Origin of the sequence: Rhizomicrobium sp. (genome assembly GCA_037200385.1) — a bacterium.
In the GTDB taxonomy this organism is placed as follows: domain Bacteria; phylum Pseudomonadota; class Alphaproteobacteria; order Micropepsales; family Micropepsaceae; genus Rhizomicrobium.
In genome coordinates this window covers 2,966,394-2,991,514 of sequence record JBBCGL010000001.1, presented here as the reverse complement: position 1 = coordinate 2,991,514, position 25,121 = coordinate 2,966,394, and the positions used below count along the sequence as shown (strand labels likewise).

Sequence of the window (25,121 nt, the reverse complement as noted above, 5' to 3'; positions counted from 1 at the left end):
ACCGTGTTCTCTATTTTTCCAGGAACGCCATCACCAGCGTCATCGTCGCCTCGGGATTCTCTTCCATGATCCAGTGGCCGCTGTCGGGAATGACGCCGCCGCTCACATTCTCCGCCACCGCGTGCAGCTCGTCGACCATGTGCAGGCCGTAGGATTTCGCCCCGCCCAGCGCCAGCACCGGCATCTTCAGCTTGCCGCCTGCCGCCAGCATCGCGCGATTGTCGATGCCGTCCTGCGGGAAGGCGACGAATTGCTCGAACGCGTCGTGGATCGCATGCGGCCTGGCATAGATCGCCGCATAGTGCCGCCGCGTCGCTTCGTCGATCCGCCGGGGATCGTCCGACAGCTCGTTCCAGAAGCGGTCGAGATAGATGCGCTCGCGGCCCGCCACCAGGCGCTCCTCGTCCGGGCCGTGGAAGTTGAAATGCCAAGTCTTGGGGTTGCTGAGCTGCGCCGCCCAATTGCCGACGCCGGGCAGCGGCGCGTCGATCACCACCCATTTGACGATGCGTTGCGGATACTGCGCCGCCAGCGCATAGCCGACCATGTTGCCGATGTCGTGGGTGACGAGATCCGCCTTCTCCACCTTCAGCGCGTCCATCACGCCGGCGATGTCGACCGCCTCGTTCTTCTTGGTATAGCCGGTGTCGGGATGCGCGGAAGATCCCATGCCGCGCAGGTCGGGCACGATCACGGTGTGGTCCTTCGCCAGCTTGATCGCGAGCGGCGCCCACATGTCGCCCGTGTCGCCGAAGCCGTGCAGCAGCACCACGGCCGGGCCGTGGCCGCCGCTGCGGACATAGAGCGTCGTGCCGTTGGTCGCGATCGTCTGCGCCTTGAAGCTCTTCGGGAACGGCGTGACCCCCGCCGCGGCCGGCAGGGCCGCCGCCAGAGCGAGAAGGATACCAAGCAGGAACCGGCGCATGCGAAATCTCCCCCCAAGTGAAATCGCCGCCATCATGACGCATGCGGGAGGGCGGACCTAGAACAATACCGCCGTGTCTTGTCAGGCCGCGGCTTCGCGGCCCGCGCCGTCATTGCGGCCGCGCCAATAGGCCACCAGGTGGCGCGCGCCGTTCTGCGGCACTGCGTCGAACAGCGCGAGCATCGCGAAATTCTCCGCCACGGAGCGCGCCGGCCCGGTCAGGATCGCCATCGCGGAGAAGGTCGGCCGGCTGATCCCCGCACCCTTGCACAGCGTCGCCAGCGCATAGGCGTCGGCGGCGATGATCGCGGCCAGGTCGGGCGGAATGCCGGTCAGGTGCGCCAGCACGGGCACGAAATCGCGCTGGCCGCGCGCCGCGCCCAGCACGGCCTGCGAGTCGACCGGCGCGACATCCGCCGCCTCGCCCTCGTCATTGCGCGACAGGATCGCCTGCTTCATGGCGGGCGAAGCGCTGGCGAAGAACGCGTTGAGCAGGCTCAAGGGGAAATCGGCGCGGCCTTCGAACCGCGCGGCGAGGGCGGCGCAGCCGGCGGTGTCGACCTCCCGCACGATCTTCTCGAGCAGCGCCTCGAAGGTTCCGCGCATCGCGGCGGGATATTGCGCCGGCCAGTCGAGCAGCAGGTCGGCGACCTCGCCGGCCAGCGCGGCGCGCTCCGCCGGACCCTGCGCGGCGAGTTCCAACAGATGGCTCAGGCGTTCTTTCGGTGTCGGCATACGGCTTTCCCCGGACGCACCCTAGCGTCCAGGAGTTAACGTTCGCCTTACCAAGAAGGCCCGCGCTCAGGGCGCGATCGTGCGCAAGGTTCCCGCGATCGCGTTCAGCAGCCGGATCAGCGCGGCGCGGTCGAACGGCCTGGACGCGCCCGGCGCGCCGGACCGGGCATAGATCAGGGTGTAGTGCACCGCGATGCAGGGCGTGCGCGACGCCATCACCACGATGTGCTCGACGGTGAACAGATCGCCCGGCTCGGCGATGGTCTGCACCGCCTCGGGCTTGTCGACGACGCGCTGCGTGACGTAGTCGGGCGGCGGATCGATCAGGAACGCCGCCGCGGTGCAGCTGTCGGCCGGTCGCGCCCGCTCCACCACCAGCGTGAGCTGGTTGCTCTGCAGGGTCGTGCCCGGCGCCAGGTCGGCGGTCGGCGACAAGGCGACGCCGTCGCGCGTATCGTCCGTTTCGCCCTGGAAGAAGCGATAGCCCTTCTCGACATAGGCCGGGTTCACCTTCCAGTCGCTCGGATAATCGATGGCGAAGCCGCGCCGGGTATCCGTATAGGTGCTCCAGCCCGGCGGCGCGGCGGCCGCGCTTCCCAGCGCGGCCAGCGCCGCGGCGATGAACCAGAGCCCGCGCATCAGTTGCCGACGATCGCCCAGGTGTCGGGATAGAAGCCGTTGAACGTCGTGCGCACCGCCACCGAATAGGCGCCCATATAGTCGAACACGATGAAATCGTTCGGTCCGATATTGGCCGGCAGCATGATCGGCCGCGGCAGCACGTCCAGCGTATCGCAGGTCGGGCCATAGACGCGGAACGGCAGGGTCGCGCCGGGCAGCGGCAGGGCGCGGCTCTTGTTGTCGAGCGTGAAGACCCGCACCGGATAATCCGCGTTCCAGCCCGGCAGCGTCAGCTCGTCGAACGAGCCATAGACGCCGTCGTTGATATAAAGCCGGTCGCCCTTGCGCAGGATCACCTGGGTGATCAGCGACAGGCCCTCGGCGATCAGGGCGCGGCCGGGCTCGCAGATCAGCGGGATCTTCGGGTTGGGCAGCGTCTCGAGCGCTTCCTTGATGGTGTCGAAATACCAGTGATAGGGCGGCACGTCGTCGCCCTGATAGGGTCCGGGAAAGCCGCCGCCGATGTCGAGCGCGGCGATCTCCACGCCCGCGATCTGCGCGGTGCGCCGCGCCATCTCGATGGCTTGCGCATAGGAGAACGGCGAGAGGCATTGCGAGCCGACATGGAAGGTGATGCAGGGCGCCGCGCCCGCCTCCTGCACCCGCTTCAGGAGGCGTGCCGCTTCGGCGGGCGTGACGCCGAACTTGCTCGACAGCTCCAGCACCGCGCCGCCCAGCGGTGTCGCGATACGCACGAAGATGCGCAGCTTCTTCGGCTGCTTGGTCTCGGCCAGCAGCTTGTCGAGCTCATAGTCGCAATCGACGACATAATCGGTGACGCCGTATTGCTCGAACGCCTTCTTGGCCGCGCCCACCGCGCGCACCGGTGCCATGAAGTGGCAATGCGCCTCCGGATAGCGGTTCTTGACGAGCTCGATCTCCGGCACCGACGCGGTGTCGAAATGGCGGATGCCGGCGGCCCACACCTGGTCGAGCACCAGCGGCGCGGGATTGGCCTTGATCGCGAACAGCGCGTCGCCGGGAAAGCCGTCGAGGAAGCGCTTCGCGGCGGCGCCGAACTTCTCCGGGAAGATGCAATAGACCGGCTCGCCCGGCTTCATCGTGGCGATGGCTTTTTCGATCGTGCCGAAGCGTGGGATCGGGTCGAGATTCACGGGTGCGTTCATGCCGGCACCTCAAAAAATTCGTCGCGGGTTCTTTGGGGCAAAGGGGGGAGGGGGTCAAGGATTATAGTGTGACGAAGCGTCGTCGCCGCTACTCGACCTTCGCTTCCAGCTTGTGCCCGTCGAGGTCGATCGCGAAGGCCGCGTAGTAGTCGGCGCCGTATTGCGGCCTTGGGCCCGGCGCGCCCGCATCGGTTCCGCCGGCAGCCAGCGCCGCGGCATGGAACGCATCGACGCTCGCGCGCGTCGGGGCCGCGAAGCACAGATGAAAACCCGCGCCCGGCGCCCGGGCATCGGCGCCCCGCCCGAACAGCGCCAGCCGGTCCTCGCCGCCCGGCGCGCCGAAGCCGCTGCCGCGCGCGTTGCGCCAGACGCACGCGAACCCCAGCGGCGCGAGCACCGCCTCATAAAAGGCGGTGGCACGGTCCAGATCGGCGACGCCGAGGGAGAGATGGGAGAGCATGATGCATGGTATCACATCCCCGTCCAATAATAGGCCGGCACCATCTGGTCGCCCGTCCGGCGGATCAGCGCGGTGAGCACGAGCGACGTCGTGCCGCCGAACACCGCGATGGCGAAGGCATAGACCGTCGCCACCACGCCCGAGCGCACATATTTCGGCAGCTGCTCGGTCAGCGTCGTCACCACCGGCGGCGTGGACAACGCGGCCCCGAACCTCAGCATGCGCGCGCTGCTCGGAAAGTCCATGTTGGCTGCCGTCCAGCTCGATGGCGAGTTTGGCGCCGTGCACCGCAAAATCGAGCGCATACCCACGGAATGGCGCCTGCCGCCGGAAGTGATACCCACGCCTGTTGAGATCACGCAGCCTCCACCACAGCAGGCCTTCGGCGTCGGTTGGCCATGCGCGGTGTCCGCGGGCACGCTCAAGATCCGCTCGTGGAATCCGTGTCCGCATCCGCCCCACCCGAAAAATGCTCCGCATTTTTCGACCTCCCCACAAGGGGGAGGTGACGATGTAGCGTGCCTGAATGGGGCCGCGGCGTGAAGAGACGCGCGCAATATCTCTTACGGTGAAATTACCGCCACCGTCGGGAAATAGCGTGTGACATGGGTAGGATCGCGGGTAAGGAGCTCCGCCCTCTCCACGGCCGCATGCGCGCCGATGAAGAAATCCGACAGCACGCCGGTCTTGACGCCGCCGCGGCGGCGATAGGCGGTGAATGCATGTCCGGCGAGGAAAAGAGCTCGTCTCGGCATCGAGACGGAAACGATCCCCAGCGCGTCAAGTGCCGCATCAAGCTCGGCCACGTTGCCATAGCTCGGCGCCAACTCGGCATAGATCACGTCGTTTATGGCGATGGCGTCGGTGCCGGCGGCCATGCGGAGCGCCGATTTGGAGCGCGGTTCCCAGGCAGGGTCCTGGGACAGAACATCGACGATGACATTGGTATCGACGAGGATCACTCGTCATCGCCTCGAAGCAGCTTCATGTACGCATCCGTCGTCAGCCCGCCGAGGTCGAAGCCCTTGCGCGCCTTGGCGAGCCGTTTCTCGAAATCGTCCTTCTTGGGCTTGCCGGCCGGACGGACAAAGGCGCGACCCGGCTCTTCCATGCCGAACTCGACCTTCGTTCCGGGGCTAAGCCCGAGGGCGTCCCGGATCCGCTTGGGGATCGTCACCTGGCCTTTGCTGGTCACGGCGCTCATTGAGTATTACCAACTGAAATGCAAGTAATACTACCACGGGTAGGCGGGGGCGCAAAGGCTTGCACGCCCTACCGCCCCGCCCTCAGCTCCCGGATCGTCTTCTTCCCGTCCGTGCTCGGCTGATAGACGTCCGTCATCTCGCTGAACGCGCGCGCAATCTGTTCGACCGTGAGGCTCGTCTCCCACGCATCGAACCCGACGCGGCGCTGGTAGTTCACCTGGTCGTAGATGAAATGCCCCACCGCGCGCACTTCACCGGTGAAGCCCAGCCGCGTGCGCAGGATGCGCGCCCAGGAGAACGCACGTCCGTCGTTGAAGGCGGGAAATTCCAGCGCCACCACCGACAGCCGGCTCACATCCGCGCCCAGGCTTTCCGGATTCTCCGCCGCCTTCAGCCGCACGCCGATCGGTGCATTGCGCGCCAGCAAGCGCTCGCGCTCGTTCCGGAAACGCGTGAGGGAGACGATGGCGCCGCCGTCCGCCGGCAGCGCCGCGTCGTCGGCCAGCGTGACGAACGCGTCCTCCGCCGCCTGCGGCACGCCCGCGGCGTCAACCCGTATGAGCGGCATACATCTGTTCCCGGTAAGCGACGTTCTTGAACGGCTCCATGCCGACGCGGCGGTAGGTGTCGAGGAAGCGCTCGCCCGGCGCGCGCAGCGTCAGGTAGAGGTCGACCACGCGCTCGACCGCGTCCGCGATCTCGTGTTCGCCGAACCCCGGCCCCAGGATGTCGCCGATGCTGGCGTCCTCGGCGCCCGAGCCGCCGAGCTGCAGCTGGTAGAACTCCACGCCCTTCTTGTCGACGCCCAATATGCCGATATGGCCCGCATGATGATGGCCGCAGGCATTGATGCAGCCGCTGATCTTGATCTTCAGCTCGCCGATCTCGTGCTGGCGCGCCAGGTCGGCGAATTTGCGCGACAGATCCTGCGCGATCGGGATCGAGCGGGCATTGGCGAGGTCGCAATAGTCGAGCCCGGGGCAGGCGATGATGTCGGTGATCAGCCCCGCATTGGGCGTCGCGAGGTCCAGCTCTTTGAGCCGCGCGAAGATCGCCGGCAGGTCCTTCTTGCGGACATGCGGCAGCACCAGGTTCTGCTCATGGCTGACGCGGATCTCCGCGATCCCGAACGCGTCCATCAGGTCGGCCAGCGCGTCCATCTGCGCCTCGCTCGCATCGCCCGGCACGCCGCCGATCGGCTTGAGGGAGATCGTCGCGATGGCGTGGCCCGGCGCGCGATGGGGATGGACATTCGTCTTCACCCAGTCGCGGAAATCCGCATCGCCGTCCGGCATCTCGTCGCTCAAAGTCTCGAAGGCCGGCGGCGCGAAATAGGCATCGATGCGCGCCAACTCCTCCGCCGGCACCGCCAGCGTCCCGCTCTTCCTGATCTCCTCGAACTCCCGCGCGACCTGCGCCTTCATCTCGTCCGGACCCAGCGCGTTGGCGAGGATCTTGATGCGCGCCTTGTACTTGTTGTCGCGCCGGCCGGACTGGTTGTAGACCCGCATGACGGCTTCGAGGAATTCGAGGATCTGCGGCTTGGGCACGAAATCGCTCACCGTATAGGCGACGTAGGGCGTGCGCCCCATCCCGCCGCCGACCAGCACGCGATAGCCGGTCTCGCCGGCATCGTTCCTGACGATCTCGACCGCCAGGTCGTGGAATTTCAGCGCCGCGCGATCCTTCGGGCTGCCGCCGACCGCGATCTTGAACTTGCGCGGCAGGAAGACGAATTCGGGATGCAGGCTCGACCATTGCCTTATGATCTCGGCCAGCGGGCGCGGGTCTTCGATCTCGTCCGCCGCGGCGCCCGCGAAATGGTCCGCCGTCACGTTGCGGATGCAATTGCCCGAGGTCTGGATCGCATGCATCTCGACGGTGGCGAGATCGGCCAGGATGTCCGGCACGTCGACCAGCTTCGGCCAGTTGAACTGGATGTTCTGCCGCGTGGTGAAATGGCCGTAGCCCTTGTCGTAGGTGCGCGCGACATGCGCCAGCATCCGCATCTGCCTGGCGCTCAGCGTGCCGTACGGCACCGCGATGCGCAGCATATAGGCGTGCAGCTGCAGATAGAGCCCGTTCATCAGCCGCAGCGGCTTGAACTCGTCCTCGGTCAGCTCGCCCTTCAGGCGGCGTTCGACCTGCCCGCGAAACTGCGCCACCCGCTCCGCCACGAACCGAGCGTCGAACTCGTCATATCTATACATTGAACTGCCCAGCCTGCTTGCCGAGGTCGCTGCGCACCGTCGGACCCGCGGCGCGGATGATCTCGCGCTCCTTCACCGGCCGGACCCTGCCGTCGACCAGCTTCACGTCGAACAGATAGGGCGACACCACGACATTGCCCGTCACGAATCCCTTCGCCGCCGCCAGCGCCGCATCGGCCTGCGCCGGATCGGCGAACACCTGCCCCTCGGCAAGCGCGAGCACCCAGCCCCCGTCCTTCCAATAAAGCACGTCCCCGTCCACCAGACGGTTCGCGGTCAGCATCTGCGGGTCCTGGACCTTTGCCATGGCCGGTAGATCACACGCCACGCCGGAAGTTTCAATGGATCACACATCGGAATTGTATAATATTGGAAACAACAATTCTTGACTGTTTAACGTATAGCCGTGTATATACACCGCATGAAGACGCGATACTTCAAATCCGGCAACAGCCAAGCTGTTCGTATCCCGGCAGAACTGGCGTTCGAGGGTGATTCCGGCGAGTTGGAGATCACGAGAGCGGGCGACGAAATCCTCATCCGCCCCGCGATCGGCAGTCTCACGGAAGCGGTGGCGCTTCTGCGCCGCCTGCCCAAGCCCTCGACGATCGAACTGCTGGAACGTACCGAGGTCCCCGAGCGCGACTGGGATTGAGCATGCCCTACATGCTCGACAGCAACACCGTCATCTACGCGCGTGACGGTTTCGAGCCCGTATTGGAGAAATTCCAGCAGTACGACGGAAGCGTCAAACTGTCGGCCATCGTGCTCGCGGAGTTGCAGCGCGGCTTCTTCAAATCCGGGCCCGAGGCCGACAGCCGGCGCGCTCGCCTCCAAGGCTTGCTCATGACCATGCCCGTCCTGGCTTTCGACGCAAACGCGGCGCGTGCTTACGGCCGGATCATCGCGGATTGCGGATGGACGCGGGGTCGCGATTTTGACCGCATGATCGCCGCGCATGCGATCTCGGCCGGCGCAACACTCGTGACGGACAACACCGCTGATTTCGCCGCCATCCCGGGCCTCACGCTCGAAAACTGGGCGACGCCCTAACCCCTTGCCTTCAGCCAATCGAGAAACGCCGTCATCACCCGGCTGGGCGCCCGGTCGCGGCGCCACACCAAGTTGATCTCCCAGGTGACGTGCTGGACCAGCGGCACCACCGCGACCCTGCTCCGGTCGAGCGTCGCGGCGACCTCGGAATCGACGAAGCCGATGCAGCGCCCGCCGGCCACCGCGCGCTGCGCAATTGGGATTTGATCGCCGCGCCGCGCCGGGCGAGACTACGTCCGGGCCGGCAGTGGTCCTGAAAATCGTGCGGCAAGCGGCCCATCCGGCCAGCAAAGTCCGCTCACCCTGCCGCGTCAAGTTCTGCGTCCGGCGCCGCCGCGCCGTCCCCTTGCCACAGGCCGTCAACGGAGAACGCCATGTCGTCCGAACGCTCGATCACGATCAAGTTGTACAATCGCACCGATTACACGCTGACGAATTACGACTGTTCGGCGACGTCCGGCTCCTCGCCCACGCCCAGCGGCTACGCCATGTCGAACGGCCAGACCCATGTCGACATTTCCGTCGCGCCCGGCGCCTCGCTGACCGTCGAGGCCAAGAACAACAGCGGCTCCTGCGCCGGCCAGTTCACGCTGAGCGACGGCAGCCATGTCAGCTTCCCCGTGACCTACAGCAATCCGAGCAGCGGCGACCCCTCCCTCGGGGTCCAGACGCCGCCGGGCTATCCCGGTTGCCAGGGCTGGAACGATTCCGATTCTTACAGCGGCAATGACATCGACGCGACGATCGACCTCTATGACGGCGCGGGCGTCTACACGCCGGAGGCCAATGGCACCGACACCTTGCGCGGCTATGTCGTGCCGCTGGCGAGCGATCCCTACGGCCAGAAGAACAACTGCCAGGACTACGTGAATGCGATGTTCCAGCCGGCGCTGCGCGGCGCCACCTTCGAGGGCCGCTTCAACCAGGGCAGCACCGCGCCCTACATGCCGGTGGACTTCTCCGGCCAGTACCTCGCGAGCGACAACACCGGCAATCTGGTTGCCGCGCTGGCCGGCGCCCTCAAGCGCTGCTGGCCCGGCCAGAGCGGCGTCGCGGTGGAGACCTCCAGCCCCGATTATCCGATCGTCGAATTCCTCGCCGACTTCCTGGTGGTGCCGGACAGCCATGACTCGACCAAGCCCGACACCAGCAAGGCGCCCTGCATCATGTATGTGCCGCAGTTCACCTATGTCAGCGCGACGAGCGAGGGGCCGAAATACCAGCTCACCGGCTATGCCAGCTATCCGTTCAACGCGGGCAGCACGACGCGCTTCAACATGGACAGCGTCGACACCTTCCTGCAGCTTCTTCTGGCGGGCGCGCATTTCGTGAACGTCCAGGCGGACAGCGACTACGACAACCAGAAGAGCTCGCCCAAGAACAACAGCCGCGACCTCTACAACCGCTTCAAGGACAACATCCCCGGCAGCTTGCAGCATCGTTGCATCGGCAATTCGCATTACACCAACACGGTCAACACCTCGGGCCTCTACTACGGCAACACCTATGGCGAATGGGCCGCGCCGGGCAGCGGCCTGGTGCAGGCGCTGCTGTTCGCCAAGACCGCCGACACCGAATGGAACACCTTCATGCAGCTCGAAGGCTGGCCGGCGGACGGCGACTGGGTGACCGGCAACGGCTCCTGGACCGGCGGCCCGCGCCACGGCGCCGACTATGCCAACTACCAGACCTCCTATTGGAACATCTCGACCTTCGGCGCCTGCCCCTACAGCGAGAAGCGCGCCACGACGATCTTCCTCTCCACCGCCCACTGGACGCCGGCGATCTGCAGCAGCACCTACATGATGCCCTATGTCGGCGCCGAGACGCTGCAGCACTGGCTGAAGACCGGGCTGGTTTCGGTCCCGTCCGGCACGCCGAGCAAGCCGTCGACGCAATAACGTCTCCCCCTCCGCCCTTCGCACCCGACGGTGCTACGGGCACCTCCCCCGCCAATGCGCTTCGCGCATGCGGGGGAGGTGGGCCGGGACTCGCGCATGGACTTGAGGGCGCCGGATCGGGCAAGGTCGCGTATCACCGTTCCGGGGAAGCCGTGTCCGACATCGCCGCCGCAGAGCCCGCGCCCATCAAGCGCCGCCATGTCGCCGCGGCGGTGATCGGCAACGCGCTCGAGTTCTACGATTTCACGACCTACGCGACCTTCGCCGCGGCCATCGGCCATGCCTTCTTCCCGATCGGCAAGGGCGGCCTGCTCGACACCGAATTCGGCAGCCTGATGCTGTCGCTGTTCACCTTCGGCGCCGGCTTCCTGCTGCGCCCGATCGGCGGCATCGTGCTCGGCCATTACGCCGACCGCGTCGGCCGCCGCCCCGCCATGCTGATCAGCTTCACGATGATGGGGCTCGCCATCCTCGCGCTGGCGCTCATCCCGTCCTATTCGGTGATCGGGCTGGCGGCGCCCATCCTGGCCGTGCTCGCGCGCCTGACCCAGGGCTTCGCGCTGGGCGGCGAGGTCGGCCCGACCACCGCCTATCTCGTCGAATCCGCGCCCGCCAAGCGGCGCGGCCTCTACGCCTCGTGGCAGAGCGCGAGCCAGAGCATCGCTTCGATGCTGGGCGGCACGGTCGGCGTGGTGCTGTCGCAGACCCTCTCGCCGCAGGTGCTCGACACCTATGGCTGGCGCATCGCCTTCCTGCTCGGCGCGCTGACCCTGCCCTTCGGCCTCTATATCCGCCGCTCGCTGCCCGAGACGCTGCATGCCTCCGACCATCTGCCCGATCCGGGATCGCGCGCCTTCCTCGACGGCATCCGCACGCATATCCGCCCCATCGTCCTGGCGCTCTTCGTCCTGATCGGCGGGACGGTCGCGACCTATGTGCTGAACTACATGACGACCTTCGCGCACACCACGCTGCATATGGGCCAGACGCAGTCCTTCTCCGCCACGCTGGTCAACGGTCTGGTCGGCCTGATCGCCTCGCTGGCGGGCGGCCTGCTGTCGGACATCTACGGCCGCCGCCTGATCATGGTGGGCAGCCGGGCGATTTTCCTCGTGCTGGTTTATCCGGTCTTCCTGATGATCGTGGACGAGCGTTCGACCTTCGCGCTCCTGTTCGGCACCGCGGTGCTCTCGATCCTGCTCAATGTCAGTTCGGGCGCCTTCTACGTCGCCTTCATCGAGGTGCTGCCCAAGCGGGTGCGCGGCGGCATCTTCGCGACCGTCTACGCCACCGCCATCGGCATCTTCGGCGGCTCGACCCAGCTTCTGATCACCTGGCTGATCAAGGTCACCGGCAATCCGATGGCGCCGTCCTGGTATCTGTTCGTCGCCAGCTTCCTCAGCCTGGTGGCGATGTATCTGATGGTCGAGAGCGCCCCCGTGCGTGTCCAGACCATTGCCGCGCCCGATCCCGGCCTGCCGCCCACCGCCTGAGTTTGCCATGACCGCCGACACCGAACACGACGCCAAGCCGCATGCCCTGAGCGCCACGCTGGGCCTCGAGAAGATCGTCGACCACGGCGAGAGCGGCCGCGCCGTCATCCACTACCGCGCCCGCATGGACCACTGCCATTCGGGCGGCATCGTGCAGGGCGGCTTCGTCACCGGCTGGATCGACGCCGCGATGGCGCATCTGGTGATGGCACAGACCAGGTTCGAATTCTCGCCCTTGAGCCTCGAGATCAAGGTGAGCTTCCTGCAATCGGCCAGTCCCGGCCTGATCGTCGCCGAAGCCTGGGCCGAGCGCCTGGGCCGCAAGACCGCCTTCCTCGAAGGCCGCATCCTGAACGACAAGGGCGAGGTCCTCGCCAAAGGCTCCTCGACCGTGCGCCTGGTGCCGATGAAGCGGCCGGGTTAGGGCATCTCAAATACAGTTGTCATCCCCGGCGAACGTCGCACGCGAAGCGCGCGACGTGAGGGAAGGGGACCCAGGCGGCAAACGCCGTCACAGTCTCTCCCGCCTGGGTCCCCTTCCCTTCGCGATGCTGCGCATCGCTCAGCCGGGGATGACAACGGTGCTTTGGACATCGCGTGTCAATCCTGCTTCTTCACCGCACTCTCGTGCCAGCGGTGCAGCAGCAGCCATTCCAGCCCCGTCATCGCGAACAGGATCGCGATGCCCAGCGTCGAGAGCAGCGCCAGGGCGGCGAACTCCTCCGCCGTATCGTTGGCGCGGCCGGCGAGCGTGATGATCCAGCCGAGCCCCAGATCGTTGCCCGAGCCCGCGACGAACTCCGCCGTCACCGCGCCGATCAGCGCCAGCCCGCCCGAGATCTTCATCGCCGCCAGCAGATAGGGCAGGGCGCTGGGCAGGCGCAGCCGCCACAGGATCTGCCAGCGCGACGCGCCATAGAGCGTCATCAGGTCGATCAGGTTGTGGTCCGCCGAGCGCAATCCGACCAGCGTGTTGGACAGGATGGTGAAGAAGGCAATGATCCAGGCCAGCACGATCAGCACCTCGTTGGTGCGCTCATAGCTGAACCAGATCAGCAGCAGGGGCGCGATCGCCACGATGGGCGTCACCTGCAGCACCACGGCATAGGGATAGAGCGCGTATTCGACGACACGGCTCTGGCTGAACAGCACCGCCATCGCCACACCCGCCAGCGTCGCCAGCACGAAGGCGAACACGGTGATCTTCACGGTGAACCACAGCGCCCCCATCAGCGTATCGAAATTGGCGAGGAACGCGGCCCAGATGTCGCTCGGCGCCGCCAGCACCAGCGGCGAGACGCCAGAAGCCCGCACCCCATACTGCCACAGCGCCAGCACCGCGATGCCGAGCAGGGCGGGAAGACCGTATTTGAGCGCCGCGTTCATGCCGGAAGCCATATTTTCTGTAGCACGAAAATAGTTGACGCCAAGGGTTTTCGTGCTACATTTACACCAGGGAATTCGAATGGGACGAGGCCAAGCGGGAGTTGAGCCTGCTGAAGCACGGTCTCGATTTCACCGAGGTGACTCATCTGGACTGGGACAACGCCATCATTCGCCCTGATCGCCGGATCGACTATGGCGAAGCGCGGTTTCAGGCTTTTGCATTGTGGGATGGCCGCCTGTTTCAGGTGACCTTCACGCCGCGCGGATCGGCCATACGCATCGTCAGCTTCCGGCCGGCCAACAGAAAAGAGAGAAAATTCTATGGAGCGTAAAAAGAACTGGCCGCCGAAATATGGCGTGCCGGACGAAGACAGCCCCGAATGGACGGAAGAAGACTTCCGCCTCGCCCGTCCCGTGCGCGAGGTGATGCCCGAGCTGATCGAGGCGGCGGCGCGGCTGCGCAAGCGGCTCGGGCGCCCGAAGCTGGAGCGGCCCAAGGAGCATGTCACGCTGCGGCTGGATCCGGTGATCGTCGATTCCTTCAAGGAGGACGGCCCTGGCTGGCAGGGGCGCATCAACGACGCGCTGCTGAAGGTCGTCAAGCGCCGCAAGCCGGCGGCGGCGAAGCGCAGCCGCGCGAAGTGACCGCCGCCGTTCATGCCGCCATCGCGCCCTTCAGCGCCGCCGACACAAGGCCCGCGTCGCGCGCGAAGTCCGGCGTCAGGCGATAGGTCTCGTCGCGCCCCGGCGGCGGCGCCAATGTCAGGTCCGCGGCGACGCGTCCCGGCCGCGGCGTCATCACCACCACCCGCGACGAGAGATACGTGCTCTCATAGACGCTGTGGGTGACGAAGATCACGGTCAGCCCGTCGTCGGCCCACAGCGCCAGCAGGTCGTCGTTGAGCGCCTGGCGCGTCAGCTCGTCCAGTGCCGCGAACGGCTCGTCCATCAGCAGCAGTTTCGGCCCGGCCGCGATGGCGCGCGCGATGGAGACGCGCATCTTCATGCCGCCCGACAGCTCGCGCGGGAAAGCCGTCTCGAAACCGCCCAGGCCGACGCGCTTCAACGCCCCGGCCGCGCGGTCGTTCGCCTCGCCGCGGTTCATACCCTTGAGGTCCAGCGGCAGCCGCGCATTGCCCAGCACGCTGCCCCAGGGCATCAGCGTCGGCTCCTGGAACACGAAGCCGGTCTCCGGCTTGCCGTTCGGAAAGTCGACCGTCCCCGCATCGGGCGTCAGAAGGCCCGCCACGATGCGCAGCGCCGTCGACTTGCCGCAGCCGCTCGGCCCGACCAGCGAGACGAACGCGCCCTCCGCGACCTCGAGATCGAGCCGCGCGATCGCCTGCGTGCCGGAGTCGAAGGTCTTGGAGATGCCGGAGAGGGCGAGGAGGGGGCTGCTCATGTCCACCTCCCCCTTTGTGGGGAGGTCGATCCAGCGTGCGAAGCACGCTGGATCGGGAGGGGGGCGGTGCTGGCCACGATGAACAGTCTCTTCATTCCGGCGGGACCCTGCTTGCCGAGTGTGCTACGCGGTCCGTGACGGCACGAAAGATCGCCTCGACGACGCCCTCGAAATTTTCCGCCAATGCCGAATTCCAAAATCGCAATGTGAGATAACCCTGGCTTTCGAGGAATGCGTCCCGCCGTGCGTCCTGTGCGTGTCTTCCGGCCAGACCGTGTTGCGAGCCGTCCAGTTCGATTGTGACCTTTGCGCTGTGTTCCACGAAATCCAGGATATAGCAGTCGAACGGCGCTTGCCGTCTGAAGTGATAGCCTTGCCGATTGAGTTCGCGCAATGCGCGCCAGAGGCGGCGCTCGGGTCCAGTGGCTTCGCGCCTGAGCTGCCGTCCCCTTGCAATCTTCTCCGGGCCAGCCGGCTTGAACATGCACCGCCCCCCACCCGGAGAAGTCGCGCGCTGGCGCGCACGCCTTCTCCGACCTCCCCACAAAGGGGGAGGTTGGACCTCACTGGAAATTCATCGGCATGCCGCGCACGAAGCGCAGGTCGTAGGCCTCGCGATAGGGCAGGGCGCGGTCGTAGAGCCGGTCCGTCACCATCGTGTCGAAGAACAGCTTCCACTTCGCATCCGTCATCGTGCCCAGCCCCAGCACGTTGGCGTCGCCCGATTGCGCGATGCCGTAGGCGCGCAGCTTGGCGATCGCCTGGCGGATCAGCGCGTCGTCCATCTCGGGGTTGTCGCGCTTGATCAGCGCATTGGCGGGGCCGGGATTGCCGTTCAGGTAGTGCAGCCAGCCGGCCTGGGTCGCCGTCACGAAGGCCTGCACCGCCTTCGGGTTGGTGTCGATCCACGTTTGCGGCACCAGCACCATGTTGGAATAGCCGGGATAGCCATTGTCGGCGAGCAGGAAGACCTGCGGCTTGAAATGCGCCTTGCTCTCGATCGTGTAGGGCTCGCTCGACAGATAGCCTTCCTGCACCGCCCCCGGATCGACCAGGAACGGCGCGAGGTTGAAGGTGTATTTGCGGATCTGGGTGTCGCTGAAACCGTACTTGGCGCGCAGCCAGGGCCACCACGCCACCGTTGCCGCGTCGGAGATCATGATCGGCTTGCCCTTGAGGTCGGCAAGCCGCTTCACGTCGGGCCGCGGATGGGTGATCAGGACCTGCGGATCCTTCTGGAAGATCGCCATCACCGCCTTGATGCGGGCATGCTGCTTGACGAGGTTGAAGGCGATGAAGCCGTTCGAGCCGATGCCGAAATCTGCCGCCCCGCCGGCCAGCATCTGCGGCACGTTCACGCTCGGCCCGCCCTCGATGATCTTCACGTCGAGCCCGGCCCTGGCATAGAGCCCCTCGGCCAGCGCTTCGTAGAACCCGCCATGCTCGGCCTGCGCCTTCCAGTCGGTGACGAACCGGATCTTCACCGGCGGCGCGGCGGCGGCGCCTTGCGCGAAAGCGAACGCGGCGAGCGCGGCGGCGGCGAATACGCGGAATGTCATCTCTGAGCCCCGATTGTCATGGTCCGCGACTGCGGGCCACCCAGGTGACGCCACGCGCGGACCGCGGCATCTTCCCTTGCCGTCCGCCAATCTTCAACGGCGTTGATACGCCTCGCACGTGACGTGCCGCCGTGCCGCGTCGATATCCGCGACATGCGCCTCGTCGTCGATCAGGGTGCGCACCAGCACCAGGCCGCGCGGCCCGGGCGCATGCGCGATCCGCCCCGGCATCGGCTTGTCCCAGTCCGGCGCCTCGATCAGCAGGTCGAGCGTCCCGTCCTTCGCCTGCCGGTCGTCGACCACATAGAAATTGTCGGTCTGCATATCGAACAGCGACACCGACCAGTAGGTGTGCGGCATCCCGTGCGCCCGCACCCACAATCCGCCGCCGGCCTCGTCGAGGTCGTAGACGCAGGTCGAATAGAGCAGGTCCGGCGACGGCCGCACCACGCCGCGCGCCGCGGCGGTCGGCCGCCGGCCATGGACCATCCGGTTCACCCCGCCGGCGCGCCCGATCGCCGTCACGGTCCGCCACATGATGAGCTGGGGCAGGTACAGCACGCTCGCGGCATGCACCGCCACGGCGACCAGCAGCGTGGCGGCGATCCATCGCCAGTGCCGCGCGACGCTCATGCGCAGCGCTCCTTGACGATGCCGGGCAGCGCGACATGCGCCGGATCGGCGGAAATCTCCGGCGCGGGATTGTAGAGCCGCAGCGACAGGCTGAAGCGTCCGTCTCCGACCGGTATCCAATTGCCCGGTGCCCGCGCCTTGCCGACCGTCACGATGAAGCCGCCATCGCTCCGCCGCACGATCGAATTGCGCGAGGCGGAATAGATCCCGGCCGGGTTGTCGATCAGGTAGTCGTCGGCGCCATAGGCGGTGATGCTCCACCATCGCGTCGGCGGGTCGCGCCCCGCGAGCGCATAGCGGCAATGCCCGTCCAGCGCCGCGCCGCTGCTGTCGGCCGTCGCGGTGTAGTAGATCGTCTCGCTGCGGTTGAGCGCCAGCAGGCCGTGCACCGCGACGGCGGCGCGCAGATAGGCCCCGCCCTGCGCCGAGCCGACGGCGAGGCTGGTGTGCCACGGCCCATCGGCGACCTCGCCGCCCATCGAGCCGCGGATCACGGTGAACCAGGTCGCCGCCAGGCCAAGCCCGGTCCCGACCACCAGCACGGCGAGGATTTTCAGCATTGTGCGCATGTCCGTGCCGCCCGACCTGCCCGCACGATAGGTCGAATCCGGTCCTTTGTCTCAAGCCGGCGTTAAGCAGCATGCGGCAGGCTGCGCCGTCGGGGAAGAGGATTGGCGATGCGCCGGTTGTTGCGGACGATCGGTATGGCCGGCCTGGCCATGCTGCTGACGGCGGTGGCGGCCAGCGCGCAGGCCCCGGCGTTCGTCTACAACACGATCCCGCCCGACGCGCCCGACATCCAGCACACCGCCATGGTCGCGGGCGATGCCGTCATCGCCTTGCAGCAGTCCGATTTCGCCGCGCTGGAATCGATGTCCGCGCGCTACCGCTCGACGCAAAGCCGCACGCCGGCCGGCGAATGGGATCTGGCCTATTTCTACCAGGCCTTCGATGTCGACCGGAGCGGCGATTTCCCCCGCGAGATCCAGGCGGCCGCGGCGCTGCAGGCCAAAGCCGAGCACTGGGCCGCGGCCTATCCCGCTTCGCCGGCGGCGCGGATCGCCGTGGCGCGGCTGATGATCGTCCAGGGCGAGCTCTGCGCCTGCGAGGCACAGCACGGCAATCGCCAGCGGGATTGGCGGCAGGCGCAGGGGCATTTCGAAGACGCGCGCCGCTATCTCATGGCGCATCGCGACGTCGCGGGCGGCGATCCCGGCTGGTATGCCGCGATGCTGCAGGTCGCGCTGGGCGAAGGCTGGACGCGCGCGGCCTACCTGCCGGTGCTCGAGGAGGGCCTCAGCCGGTTTCCCGATTACTACGACCTCTACGACGAGGCGGCGTTTTTGGACACGCCCTATCGTGGCGGCTCGGTCGACGATCTCGACGGCCTCGTGCGCCGCGCCGTCGCCGCGACGAAGGACGAGGAAGGCACCGGCGCCTATGCCCGCATCTACGGCCGGCTCGGGCGCCGCACCTATGGCAACGGCCTGGGCTTGTTCGTCGGCACCCGCGCGACCTGGGACCGGCTCGCGGCCGCTTATGGCGATCTCGTCGCCGCCCATCCCGATCCGCGGCTCTACAGCGAGTTCTTCTTCTACGCCTGCCTGGCCGGCGACCGGCCGCGCGCCGCGCAGGCCGCGGCGCAGGCCGGAGAGGCCTCGACCTTCTATCGCATCTGGCCGGTGGCGGCGGATTTCGAGCGCTGCCGCGCCTGGGCGGCGGGCACCGATGCCTCGCCCTCGCCGCTGCAGCAGGTGCCGCTGCCCGCCGGCATCATCCCGGCCGATCCCGCCGCCGCGCCGCGGCCCGCCCTGCTCGAGACCTTCGCACGCTGGCTGCTGGCCGTGCTGGAATTCCTGTTTTAGCGGCCGGACCTACTTGGAGCCTTGATCCCCCGCAGCGCCGGCCCAGCCAATAACGTGTCATGGCCGCGGGGAAAGCTCAGTTCGTATCCTGGCTGTCGCCGCCATTGCCGCCGTCGCCCTGGCTCTGGCTGCCGTCCTGCGGCACCGGGCGGCCTTCATTGTCGCGGCCGCGCCGGTTGAACAGCCAGTCCCAGAAATTGCCGTGGTCGCCGCCACGGCCGCGGCTCTCCGGCGGCGGCTGGTCCTCGCCGCGCTCGCCGCTGCCCATATAGCTGCCGCCGCCGGCTTCGTCGTCGCCGCTGCTGGAGGTGTAGACGTCGCCGCTGCCGAAGATCGTCGAATCGTCGGCCGGCGGCTGGGCCTCCGACTTGTCGAGCGGCGTCGAGGGCAGGCCCTTCTCCGCCACCGTCATCGTGGCGTGCCAGATCTGCGCCGGCAGCGAGCCGCCGGTCACCGACTTCATCGGCGTCGAATCGTCGTTGCCGACCCATACGCTCGCGACATAGTCGTGGGTGAAGCCGACGAACCAGGCGTCGTGGAAATCCTGCGTCGTGCCGGTCTTGCCGCCCGCCTCATGCCCCGCCACCGCCGCCGACATGCCGGTGCCGTGCAGCACCACGCCATAGAGCATCGCGACGAGATCGCGGTTCACATGGCTGGCGACGATGCGCTCCTCGCCCTCCGGCGGCTTGCGCGCATAGAGCAGGTGCCCGCCCGCGTCTTCGACCTGCGTGACGAAATAGGGATAGACCTTGTCGCCGCCATTGGCGAACACAGCATAGGCGCGGGTGATCTCCAGCGGCGTGACTTCCGAGGTGCCCAGCGCCAGCGAGGCGTTCTGCTCCAGCGGCGACGCGATGCCCAGCCGCTGCGCCGCGTCGACCACATTGCTCACGCCGACCTCCTGCGCGAGGTTGGCGGTGATGGTGTTGACCGAATGCGCCAGCGCATCGGCCAGCGTCATGGTGCCATAGGAGCGGCCGCCGAAATTCGTCGGGGTCCAGCCCTTGATGTCGACCGGCTCGTCGGCCCGCTGGTCCCACGGCGTCAGGCCGCTCTCCAGCGCCGCGAGATAGACGAAGGGCTTGAAGGCCGAGCCCGGCTGGCGATGCGCCTGGGTCGCCCGGTTGAAGGTGCTCTCGGTGTAGTCGGTACCGCCGACCAGCGCGACCACCGCGCCGTCGGGCTTCATCACCACCACCGCCGCCTCGCTGGCATGCACCTTGGGGCCGCTCTTGGCGATCACCCGGTTGGCGGCGGCGCGCGCCGCCTCCTGGATCTTCGGGATCAGCGTGGTGCGGACGATCAGGTCCTGGTTCGGCGCCACGCCGTCGCGGGTGGCCAGGCGCATCGCCTCGTCCGCCGCGGTGTCGAAGTAGAAATTGCGCGCATCGGCGGTCGCATGCTCGGTGATGATCGCGGGCGCCGCCTTGGCGGCATCGGCATCGGCCTGGCTGATCGCGCCGGTCTCCACCATGCTGCGCAGCACGATGGCGGCGCGCGCCTGCGCCTTGGGCAGGTCGCGGCGCGGCGAGAAGGCGGAGGGCGCGCGGGTCAGCGTCGCCAGCATCGCGGCCTCGCTGAGCGTCAGGTCCTTGGCCGATTTGTTGAAATAGACCCGCGCCGCGCCGTCCACGCCATAGGCGCCCGAGCCCAGATAGATGCGGTTGAGATAGAGTTCGAGGATCTGCTTCTTGCTCAGCGATTTCTCGAGCTTCGCGGCGTCGACCAGCTCCTCGAGCTTGCGCCCCATGGTGCGTTCCTGGCTCAGGAACACGATCTTCACGGTCTGCTGGGTGATGGTGGAGCCGCCCTGCACGGTGTGCCCGGCGCGGAAATTGGTCCACAGCGCGCGGGTCAGGCCGCGCACCGAGAAGCCGTGATGGTCGTAGAAGTCGCGGTCTTCCATCGCGATGAAGGCCGCCGGCAGATAGGCCGGCATCTCGTCCAGGCTGAGCCGCTTGCCGATGATCGCGCCGCGATGCCCGACCTCGTCGCCCGCGGCGTCGAGGAAGGCGAAGGCGATCGGCCGATTGACGGCGTAAAGATCCTTGGACATGTCCAGCGGCCCGGCGAACCAGGACAGGATCGTGGGCAGCAGCGCGAGGATCGCGAGCGGAACCGCGACCGCGGCCGTCACGATGGCGAGCAGCGGCGCGAAGAAGCGGCGCCGCTGGACGAAGAAGTCCACGAACGCCGCCAGGGCGTCGCGGATGAGATCGAGCAGGTTTCCAGCCATGGGCCGGTTTCGTCGCCCATATTTGCGGCGCAATCAAGGCTCGCGGGCCGGGACGGGATTTCGCCCTTAACGGAATGTAATGCGTCTTGCGCCAGGTGAGGGCCTGTCGGCTGCCGACCATCGCGCGCGGCGTCGTCCGAAAAATTATTTTCGAGAAACAAAATATCGTCCGCGTGATCGCGCGATCGCGTCTATCCCCACGCGCCGCGAAATTTCTCCGTGCAAATCATCGCGTTGCGAATCCGCGCGCGGGGATAAGTCGCCGGCGAAAAAATTCTGCGCGCCCCCTTGAACCGAGTCGGTCCAAATCCCAATTCACCCATATCCCAACAAGTGTGTCCGATGCCTCTCGCACCCAACCGGTCGTATGAGACCGATGTGGGCACGTCCGCGTGTCTGCTCGACCCCGACGATCCTCTGCTGAAGGAAGAAATAAATGAAGACTGGATTGATCTCGCCTATGAGCGGATTGGCCGCGAGTTCGTGCGCCAGCTCCAGCTCCAGGAACGCTCTGTCATGACGACCAACGGCGATACGCGCCTGAAGAATGTCCGTTCGCTCGATCAGCTTCAGCGCACGCTCGAACGCATCGCGCGCGGCGCTTCCGCCGCCTCTCTTCGTCGCGCCACCAAACATGCAGTCCATCCCGATGATGCCGTCAACACGCTTCAGCGCAGCCTTCTTCCGAAGCTTGAGCGAGCCGCAGATGAGCGCGATCATCGAGACGTTGAAGCCGGATGAGGCACAAGCCGCCCTTGCCAGCTGGCTATTCAATGCCCGCGACGAACAGCTCGTACCCGGAGGCGATTGGCGCATCTGGCTGTTCCTCGGCGGTCGCGGAACGGGCAAGACCCGCTCTGGCGCCGAATGGATCGCAGACGGTGTGCGGCGAAAGACGATGCACCGCATCGGCCTCATCGGCGCCACCTTCAACGACGCGCGGGCGGTGATGATCGAGGGCGTCTCCGGCCTCAAGGCGGTCAGCCCGGGCGCGGCGTTCGAGCCCTCGAACCGCCGCCTCACCTGGGCCAATGGCGCGGTCGCCACCGTGCTCTCGGCCGATGAATCCGACGGCATCCGCGGCCACCAGTTCGATACGATCTGGGCGGACGAATTCGCCAAATGGGCCGACCCTCAGGGGGCGCTCGACATGGCCCTGATGAGCCTGCGCCTCGGACGGGATCCGCGCATGATGATCAGCACCACGCCGCGCAACATCGCGGCGCTCAAGACCCTGATGGCCTCGCCCGACGTGACGGTCACCCGCGGCCGGACCGCCGCCAACGCGGCCAATCTCGCGCCCGGCTTCCTCGAGACGATGCAGCGCCGCTATGGCGGCTCGCGCCTCGGCCGCCAGGAGCTCGACGCCGAGCTGATCGAGGACAACGACGCCGCGCTGTGGCGCCGCGCCTGGATCGAGGCGGCGCGGGTGAAGGCCGCCCCGCCGCTCGACCATGTCGTGGTGGCGGTCGATCCGCCGGCCTCGTCGACCGGCGACGAATGCGGCATCGTGGTCGCGGGCCGCGACGGCGCGGGCGACGCCTATGTGCTGGCCGACCTGTCGTCCGGCGGCCTGACGCCCGGCGCCTGGGCGGCGCGGGTCGCCGACGCCTATGAGCAGCATGAGGCCGACGCGGTGATCGCCGAAGCCAATCAGGGCGGCGACATGGTGAAGGCGGTGCTGCTGGAGGCGGCGCGCGACCTGCCGGTGACGCTGGTCCATGCCAGCCGCGGCAAGAAGACCCGCGCGACGCCGTTCGCCGCGCTCTACGAGGCCGGCCGCGTGCATCACGTCGGCGCCCAGCCGGAGCTGGAGGACCAGATGTGCCAATACGACGGACGCGGCGACAGCCCCGATCGCATGGACGCACTGGTCTGGGCGCTCGCACACCTCTTCCCGCCGGTGCGGCGGGCGACGCCGAAGATCCGGACTCTTTGATTGACGCGTAAAATCACGATTGTCATCCCTTTCCCTTCGCGATCCTGACGGATCGCTCAGCCGGGGATGACGGCTTTGCTTGAACCCAACATCGCGAGTCACCCCCATGTTCGAATTCCTCAACCGGCGCCGTCAGGTGCCGGAACGAAAATCCGCGCCGCTCATCGCGCTGTCGCTCGGCGGGCGCGCCCGCTGGGCGCCGCGCACCTATCAGAGCCTGGCGCGCGAAGGCGTGCTCGCCAACGCCATCGTCTATCGCTGCGTGCGGATGATCGCCGAGAGCGCCGCGTCCGTGCCGTTCCTGCTCTATGACGGCGCCGCCGAGCGCACCGCCCATCCGTTGCTCGATCTCCTGGCGCGGCCCAATCCGGAGGAGGATGGCAGCGCCTTCTTCATCCGCTGGTATTCCTTCCTGCAATGCGCCGGCAATGCCTATATGGAGGCGGCGCTGGCGGGCGGCGAGATCCGCGCGCTCTACACGCTGCGGCCCGACCGCATGTGTGTGGTGCCGGGGCCGCGCGGCTGGCCCGCCGCCTATGACTACACGGTCGACGGCCGCACCACGCGCATCGCGCGCGACGGCGCCTTCCTGCCGGTGCTGCATGCGACGCTGTTCCATCCGCTCGACGACCATTACGGCCTCTCGCCGCTCGAAGCCTGCGCCAACGCGATCGAGGTCCACAATGCCGGCGCCGCCTGGACCAAGGCGCTGCTCGACAATGCGGCGCGGCCCTCCGGCGCGCTGGTCTATCGCGGCCCCGACGGCGCCCCCGGCCTCACCGACGAGCAGTTCGCGCGCCTCAAGCGCGAGCTCGAAGACGCTTATCAAGGCGCGGGCAATGCCGGCCGCCCGATGGTCCTCGAAGGTGGTCTCGACTGGAAGAGCATGAGCTACACGCCCGCCGACATGGACTTCTCGACGACGCGCGACGTCGCGGCGCGCGAGATCGCGCTGGCCTTCGGCGTGCCGCCGATGCTGCTCGGCATCCCGGGCGACAACACCTATTCCAACTATCGCGAGGCGAACCTGTCCTTCTGGCGCCAGACCGTGCTGCCGCTCGCCGGCCGCACCGCCGCGGCGCTGACCCGCTGGCTCGCCCCCCGCTTCGAAGGCCGCGCCTTGCGCCTCGCGATCGATGCCGATGCGGTCGACGCGCTGGCGATCGAGCGCGAGAGCATCTGGGATCGCCTCAACGCCGCGACCTTCCTCACCACCGACGAGAAGCGCGCCGCCGCCGGCTATGGTCCCGCGGCGCCGGGAGACCTGCCGTGAGCCTCTTCGCCGAGCATTTCCCGCCCGCGCTGGAACGCAGATTCCCCGCCGCCCTCGTGGCGGCGTTCCTGCTGCAGACGGCCGGCGCGCTGGTCTGGGCCGGCTCCGCCGCCGACCGCATCGCGACGCTCGAGCGCACCCTCGGCCGCGACCAGGCCGCGATCGAGCGCGTCGCCGTTCTGGAAGAGCAGGTCACGGAGATCCGCGCCGCGCTGGCCCGGATCGAGGACAAGCTGGACAAGAGCGAATAGCGAATTGGCGAATAGGGCGCACCCTACTCGCTACTCGCTATTCGCTACTCGCTCCCCAAAGAGATACCGCACATGCCCGTCATCCAACACGTGAGGCCCCGCCTCGCGCGCAAGAACACGCCTGCGCTGCTCGAAGCGCTCGGTCCCGACGAGTTCGAAGGCTATGCCTCGCTCTTCCACGTGGCCGACGGGGCGGGCGACATCGTCGCCCCCGGGGCGTTCGCCCGCTCGCTGCGCAGCCGTCCGCCGGCCCGCGTCCGCATGCTCTACCAGCACTTCGCGCATGAGCCGATCGGCGTGTGGGAGACGATCCGCGAGGATTCGCGCGGCCTCCATGTCCGCGGCCGCCTCGCGGTCGAGGTCGAACGCGCCCGCGAGGTGCGCGAGCTGATCGCGCAAGGCGCGCTGGACGGATTGTCGATCGGCTTCCGCACCCTGCGCGCCCGGCGCGACGCCGCCCGCGGCACGCGCCTGCTGCAGGAGATCGAGCTCTGGGAGATCTCGGTCGTGACCTTCCCGCTGCTGCAAGGCAGCGCGGTGACGGGCATCGGGACGAAGAGCGGCGATGCTGCGGGGCTGAAGCGCGCAGCACAAGCGTGCCGCGCGACAAACACGGTTGTCATCCCCGGCGAGCCTCGCGCGCCTGGCGCGCGAGGCGAGGGAGGGGGACCCAGGTCCCGCCACGTCGCGCGCGTTGCGGCGCCTGGGTCCCCTTCCCCTCGCGATCCTGACGGATCGCTCGGCCGGGGATGACAAGTGTGTTTTCACGTTCAACAGGAGACAA

At 67.3% G+C, this 25,121-nt stretch carries 32 protein-coding genes and 1 pseudogene; 14 read left to right on the top strand and 19 right to left on the bottom strand.

What is annotated here, in order from left to right; genetic code table 11:
• Window positions 1–10: 10 nt before the first annotated feature.
• From WDM91_14135 to WDM91_14110, 6 genes are all read right to left on the bottom strand, one after another.
• Entirely contained in the window at window positions 11–925 is a 915-nt protein-coding gene (locus WDM91_14135; GenBank protein ID MEI9995730.1) for an alpha/beta hydrolase, read from the bottom strand.
• Window positions 926–1,006: 81 nt separating this feature from the next.
• A complete protein-coding gene (locus WDM91_14130; GenBank protein MEI9995729.1) occupies window positions 1,007–1,660 on the bottom strand; it encodes a hypothetical protein in 654 nt (217 codons plus the stop codon).
• 66 nt (window positions 1,661–1,726) lie between these two features.
• Window positions 1,727–2,299, bottom strand: a complete 573-nt coding sequence (locus tag WDM91_14125) for a hypothetical protein (protein ID MEI9995728.1) — start codon at window positions 2,297–2,299, stop codon at window positions 1,727–1,729.
• Window positions 2,299–3,468: a hypothetical protein gene (locus WDM91_14120; GenBank protein ID MEI9995727.1), complete on the bottom strand. Its 1,170-nt coding sequence runs from the start codon at window positions 3,466–3,468 to the stop codon at window positions 2,299–2,301. The genes WDM91_14125 and WDM91_14120 overlap by 1 nt, the downstream gene beginning before the upstream one ends.
• Before the next feature lie 88 nt (window positions 3,469–3,556).
• Window positions 3,557–3,928 carry a VOC family protein gene (locus WDM91_14115; protein MEI9995726.1) on the bottom strand — a complete coding sequence of 124 codons (372 nt, stop codon included), beginning with the start codon at window positions 3,926–3,928 and terminating at the stop codon, window positions 3,557–3,559.
• An 11-nt stretch (window positions 3,929–3,939) separates the two neighbouring features.
• Window positions 3,940–4,149, bottom strand: coding sequence for a hypothetical protein (locus WDM91_14110; GenBank protein ID MEI9995725.1), 210 nt, complete (start codon window positions 4,147–4,149; stop codon window positions 3,940–3,942).
• Here WDM91_14110 and WDM91_14105 point away from each other — a divergent pair.
• On the top strand, window positions 4,148–4,471 hold the full coding sequence (locus WDM91_14105) for a hypothetical protein (GenBank protein ID MEI9995724.1): 324 nt from the start codon (window positions 4,148–4,150) through the stop codon (window positions 4,469–4,471). The genes WDM91_14110 and WDM91_14105 overlap by 2 nt on opposite strands.
• 20 nt (window positions 4,472–4,491) lie before the next feature.
• Here the strand turns inward: WDM91_14105 and WDM91_14100 are convergent, their stop codons facing one another.
• From WDM91_14100 to WDM91_14080, 5 genes are all read right to left on the bottom strand, one after another.
• Complete coding sequence (locus tag WDM91_14100) at window positions 4,492–4,890, bottom strand: type II toxin-antitoxin system VapC family toxin (protein ID MEI9995723.1); 399 nt, start codon at window positions 4,888–4,890, stop codon at window positions 4,492–4,494.
• Window positions 4,887–5,132: an AbrB/MazE/SpoVT family DNA-binding domain-containing protein gene (locus WDM91_14095; protein ID MEI9995722.1), complete on the bottom strand. Its 246-nt coding sequence runs from the start codon at window positions 5,130–5,132 to the stop codon at window positions 4,887–4,889. Before WDM91_14095 ends, WDM91_14100 begins: the two co-directional genes overlap by 4 nt.
• Window positions 5,133–5,200: 68 nt before the next feature.
• On the bottom strand, window positions 5,201–5,701 hold the full coding sequence (locus WDM91_14090; GenBank protein MEI9995721.1) for a DUF934 domain-containing protein: 501 nt from the start codon (window positions 5,699–5,701) through the stop codon (window positions 5,201–5,203).
• Window positions 5,682–7,343, bottom strand: a complete 1,662-nt coding sequence (locus WDM91_14085) for a nitrite/sulfite reductase (GenBank protein ID MEI9995720.1) — start codon at window positions 7,341–7,343, stop codon at window positions 5,682–5,684. Before WDM91_14085 ends, WDM91_14090 begins: the two co-directional genes overlap by 20 nt.
• Window positions 7,336–7,650 (bottom strand): DUF2849 domain-containing protein, encoded by a 315-nt coding sequence (locus tag WDM91_14080; protein ID MEI9995719.1) that lies wholly within the window; start codon window positions 7,648–7,650, stop codon window positions 7,336–7,338. Before WDM91_14080 ends, WDM91_14085 begins: the two co-directional genes overlap by 8 nt.
• A 114-nt stretch (window positions 7,651–7,764) precedes the next feature.
• On the opposite strand from WDM91_14080, the gene WDM91_14075 reads away from it, so the two are divergent.
• Both WDM91_14075 and WDM91_14070 read left to right on the top strand, forming a co-directional pair.
• Window positions 7,765–7,998: an AbrB/MazE/SpoVT family DNA-binding domain-containing protein gene (locus WDM91_14075; protein MEI9995718.1), complete on the top strand. Its 234-nt coding sequence runs from the start codon at window positions 7,765–7,767 to the stop codon at window positions 7,996–7,998.
• A gap of 11 nt (window positions 7,999–8,009) precedes the next feature.
• A complete protein-coding gene (locus tag WDM91_14070) occupies window positions 8,010–8,396 on the top strand; it encodes a type II toxin-antitoxin system VapC family toxin (protein MEI9995717.1) in 387 nt (128 codons plus the stop codon).
• Here the strand turns inward: WDM91_14070 and WDM91_14065 are convergent.
• Window positions 8,393–8,608: pseudogene (locus WDM91_14065) on the bottom strand (LysR family transcriptional regulator substrate-binding protein). The gene WDM91_14070 and the pseudogene WDM91_14065 overlap by 4 nt on opposite strands.
• 162 nt (window positions 8,609–8,770) lie before the next feature.
• Here WDM91_14065 and WDM91_14060 point away from each other — a divergent pair.
• The 3 genes from WDM91_14060 to WDM91_14050 all read left to right on the top strand — a co-directional run bounded on the left by WDM91_14060 (window position 8,771) and on the right by WDM91_14050 (window position 12,214).
• Complete coding sequence (locus WDM91_14060) at window positions 8,771–10,297, top strand: hypothetical protein (protein ID MEI9995716.1); 1,527 nt, start codon at window positions 8,771–8,773, stop codon at window positions 10,295–10,297.
• Window positions 10,298–10,449: 152 nt separating this feature from the next.
• Window positions 10,450–11,790 (top strand): MFS transporter, encoded by a 1,341-nt coding sequence (locus WDM91_14055; protein MEI9995715.1) that lies wholly within the window; start codon window positions 10,450–10,452, stop codon window positions 11,788–11,790.
• Between the two features lie 7 nt (window positions 11,791–11,797).
• Complete coding sequence (locus WDM91_14050) at window positions 11,798–12,214, top strand: PaaI family thioesterase (protein MEI9995714.1); 417 nt, start codon at window positions 11,798–11,800, stop codon at window positions 12,212–12,214.
• Window positions 12,215–12,390: 176 nt separating this feature from the next.
• Here the strand turns inward: WDM91_14050 and WDM91_14045 are convergent, their stop codons facing one another.
• A complete protein-coding gene (locus WDM91_14045; protein MEI9995713.1) occupies window positions 12,391–13,176 on the bottom strand; it encodes an ABC transporter permease in 786 nt (261 codons plus the stop codon).
• A 59-nt stretch (window positions 13,177–13,235) separates the two neighbouring features.
• On the opposite strand from WDM91_14045, the gene WDM91_14040 reads away from it, so the two are divergent.
• Window positions 13,236–13,508, top strand: coding sequence for a BrnT family toxin (locus WDM91_14040; protein ID MEI9995712.1), 273 nt, complete (start codon window positions 13,236–13,238; stop codon window positions 13,506–13,508).
• Window positions 13,498–13,821, top strand: a complete 324-nt coding sequence (locus tag WDM91_14035) for a BrnA antitoxin family protein (protein MEI9995711.1) — start codon at window positions 13,498–13,500, stop codon at window positions 13,819–13,821. Before WDM91_14040 ends, WDM91_14035 begins: the two co-directional genes overlap by 11 nt.
• Window positions 13,822–13,831: 10 nt before the next feature.
• Here WDM91_14035 and WDM91_14030 read toward each other — a convergent pair whose 3' ends face one another.
• The 5 genes from WDM91_14030 to WDM91_14010 all read right to left on the bottom strand — a co-directional run bounded on the left by WDM91_14030 (window position 13,832) and on the right by WDM91_14010 (window position 17,339).
• Entirely contained in the window at window positions 13,832–14,578 is a 747-nt protein-coding gene (locus tag WDM91_14030; protein MEI9995710.1) for an ABC transporter ATP-binding protein, read from the bottom strand.
• A gap of 91 nt (window positions 14,579–14,669) precedes the next feature.
• On the bottom strand, window positions 14,670–15,062 hold the full coding sequence (locus WDM91_14025; protein MEI9995709.1) for a DUF559 domain-containing protein: 393 nt from the start codon (window positions 15,060–15,062) through the stop codon (window positions 14,670–14,672).
• A gap of 79 nt (window positions 15,063–15,141) precedes the next feature.
• A complete protein-coding gene (locus tag WDM91_14020; GenBank protein MEI9995708.1) occupies window positions 15,142–16,137 on the bottom strand; it encodes an ABC transporter substrate-binding protein in 996 nt (331 codons plus the stop codon).
• Between the two features lie 93 nt (window positions 16,138–16,230).
• Entirely contained in the window at window positions 16,231–16,770 is a 540-nt protein-coding gene (locus tag WDM91_14015) for a DUF1254 domain-containing protein (GenBank protein ID MEI9995707.1), read from the bottom strand.
• Complete coding sequence (locus tag WDM91_14010) at window positions 16,767–17,339, bottom strand: DUF1214 domain-containing protein (GenBank protein MEI9995706.1); 573 nt, start codon at window positions 17,337–17,339, stop codon at window positions 16,767–16,769. The genes WDM91_14015 and WDM91_14010 overlap by 4 nt, the downstream gene beginning before the upstream one ends.
• A gap of 108 nt (window positions 17,340–17,447) precedes the next feature.
• Between WDM91_14010 and WDM91_14005 the strand changes: the two genes are divergently transcribed.
• On the top strand, window positions 17,448–18,635 hold the full coding sequence (locus tag WDM91_14005) for a hypothetical protein (protein ID MEI9995705.1): 1,188 nt from the start codon (window positions 17,448–17,450) through the stop codon (window positions 18,633–18,635).
• 76 nt (window positions 18,636–18,711) lie between these two features.
• Here WDM91_14005 and WDM91_14000 read toward each other — a convergent pair whose 3' ends face one another.
• Complete coding sequence (locus tag WDM91_14000; GenBank protein ID MEI9995704.1) at window positions 18,712–20,874, bottom strand: PBP1A family penicillin-binding protein; 2,163 nt, start codon at window positions 20,872–20,874, stop codon at window positions 18,712–18,714.
• 378 nt (window positions 20,875–21,252) lie between these two features.
• On the opposite strand from WDM91_14000, the gene WDM91_13995 reads away from it, so the two are divergent.
• The 5 genes from WDM91_13995 (at window position 21,253) to WDM91_13975 (ending at window position 25,090) form a co-directional block, all read left to right on the top strand.
• On the top strand, window positions 21,253–21,615 hold the full coding sequence (locus WDM91_13995; protein ID MEI9995703.1) for a hypothetical protein: 363 nt from the start codon (window positions 21,253–21,255) through the stop codon (window positions 21,613–21,615).
• On the top strand, window positions 21,581–22,813 hold the full coding sequence (locus tag WDM91_13990; protein MEI9995702.1) for a terminase family protein: 1,233 nt from the start codon (window positions 21,581–21,583) through the stop codon (window positions 22,811–22,813). Before WDM91_13995 ends, WDM91_13990 begins: the two co-directional genes overlap by 35 nt.
• Before the next feature lie 106 nt (window positions 22,814–22,919).
• On the top strand, window positions 22,920–24,086 hold the full coding sequence (locus WDM91_13985; protein MEI9995701.1) for a phage portal protein: 1,167 nt from the start codon (window positions 22,920–22,922) through the stop codon (window positions 24,084–24,086).
• The gene (locus WDM91_13980) at window positions 24,083–24,337 is read left to right on the top strand and encodes a hypothetical protein (GenBank protein ID MEI9995700.1); all 255 of its coding nucleotides are present in this window, start codon (window positions 24,083–24,085) and stop codon (window positions 24,335–24,337) included. The genes WDM91_13985 and WDM91_13980 overlap by 4 nt, the downstream gene beginning before the upstream one ends.
• 72 nt (window positions 24,338–24,409) lie before the next feature.
• On the top strand, window positions 24,410–25,090 hold the full coding sequence (locus WDM91_13975) for an HK97 family phage prohead protease (GenBank protein ID MEI9995699.1): 681 nt from the start codon (window positions 24,410–24,412) through the stop codon (window positions 25,088–25,090).
• Window positions 25,091–25,121 lie beyond the last annotated feature (31 nt).